Origin of the sequence: Bradyrhizobium cosmicum, assembly GCF_032290525.1 — a bacterium.
In the GTDB taxonomy this organism is placed as follows: Bacteria; Pseudomonadota; Alphaproteobacteria; order Rhizobiales; family Xanthobacteraceae; genus Bradyrhizobium; species Bradyrhizobium cosmicum_A.
Genome location: NZ_JASXTA010000063.1, coordinates 1 through 1,457 on the forward strand (window position 1 = coordinate 1; position 1,457 = coordinate 1,457).

Consider the following 1,457-nt stretch of genomic DNA (forward strand, 5'->3'; position numbering starts at 1 on the left):
CCCTAGCACTACTTTGGCAGATTGTTGATTTTGTCTCGTTTTATAGGATTCCCGAATCAATTTTTCAATGATTCATGGGTGGTCGGCTCTTGGAGGGCTGACCATGACGGGATGGGAAGACGAACTCGAACGCTGGCTGAGGCCGTTCTTGGACCGGCTGGGTCATAAGACCCGACAGCGGATGTGTCCTCTGTATGTTGCGGGACTGATCGGTCCTGGCGATCGCAAGAGCATTCAGCCGATGGCGGAACGCCTTGCCACGAGCAACTACGACCAGTTGCACCATTTCATTGCGGACGGTGTCTGGGACGCGACGCCGCTGGAGACAGAGCTGCTCAACCAGGCGGACCGACTTGTCGGCGGCAGCGATGCGGTGTTGGTTATCGATGACACCTCACTGCCGAAGAAGGGTGAGCGCTCGGTCGGTGTTGCGGCTCAATACGCGTCGGCTCTCGGTAAAACGGCAAATTGCCAAACGCTGGTGTCTCTAACGCTTGCGCGCGGCGAAGTGCCCGTGATGGTCGCATTACGTCTCTTTCTGCCCGACAGTTGGACGAGCGACATGTCTCGTTTGAAGCGCGCTCGCGTGCCAGTCGAACAGCGAACGCCACGGTCCAAGCCGGAGATTGCTTTAGCCGAGATTGACCGCGCGATGGCAGCCAAGGTGCGCTTTGGATGTGTGCTGGCGGATGCAGGATACGGCCTCAGCGCACCGTTTCGACAAGGGCTAACAGAGCGCGGGCTGGCCTGGGCTGTCGGTATCCCTCGGCACCTGAAAGTGTATCCGGTCGATGTGAAGCTCATTTGGCCGATTACTAAAGTTCGCGGGAAACCACGAAAGCACCACGTGCCCGATATCTTATCGATTGCGGCAGAACAAATGCTGGCCAGCGCCAAATGGAAAACCGTGAGTTGGCGCAGTGGGACGAAGGGTCGGCTAAAAGCCCGATTTGCTGCTCTCCGTGTCCGGACCGCCGACGGCCCTCCGCAGCGGATATGGGATAAAGGTCAGCAGCATCTCCCAGGCGACGAAGCTTGGCTCATTGGCGAGCAACGTGCCTCTGGGGAGAAGAAATACTATCTCGCCAATCTTCCGGCGGCGACGGATCTGCGCACACTGGCCGCCACCATCAAGGCACGGTGGATTTGTGAGCAGGCGCATCAGCAGTTGAAGGAGGAGCTTGGACTTGATCACTTCGAAGGGCGATCATGGCAAGGTCTGCATCGCCACGCCCTGATGACAATGATTGCCTACGCCTTCCTGCAACATCATCGCCTCGCATACGCGGGGCGGAAAAAAAAGAATCAACGGGCCTCCGCCTCAACCAACCATGCCCGCCGTACGTCACGCCATCGTCGATCTCATCCTTCGGCCGCCGTCTCAGCAGTGCCCATATTGCCGAAAGCAAATCCTTGAAAAACAGTGGCGCAAACACATTCTGCCAAAGTAGTGCTAG

The 1,457-nt window shown here is 57.7% G+C and carries 1 protein-coding gene; it reads left to right on the forward strand.

The features are described 5' to 3' along the window. Window positions 1-67: 67 nt before the first annotated feature. Window positions 68-1,417, forward strand: coding sequence for an IS701 family transposase (locus QSV46_RS38985; protein ID WP_314963993.1), 1,350 nt, complete (start codon window positions 68-70; stop codon window positions 1,415-1,417). Window positions 1,418-1,457: the final 40 nt, after the last annotated feature.

Bases quoted from the DNA above. Each gene is read 5' to 3' on its own strand.
- QSV46_RS38985 (WP_314963993.1), top strand. From the start codon at position 68: ATGATTCATGGGTGGTCGGCTCTTGGAGGGCTGACCATGACGGGATGG.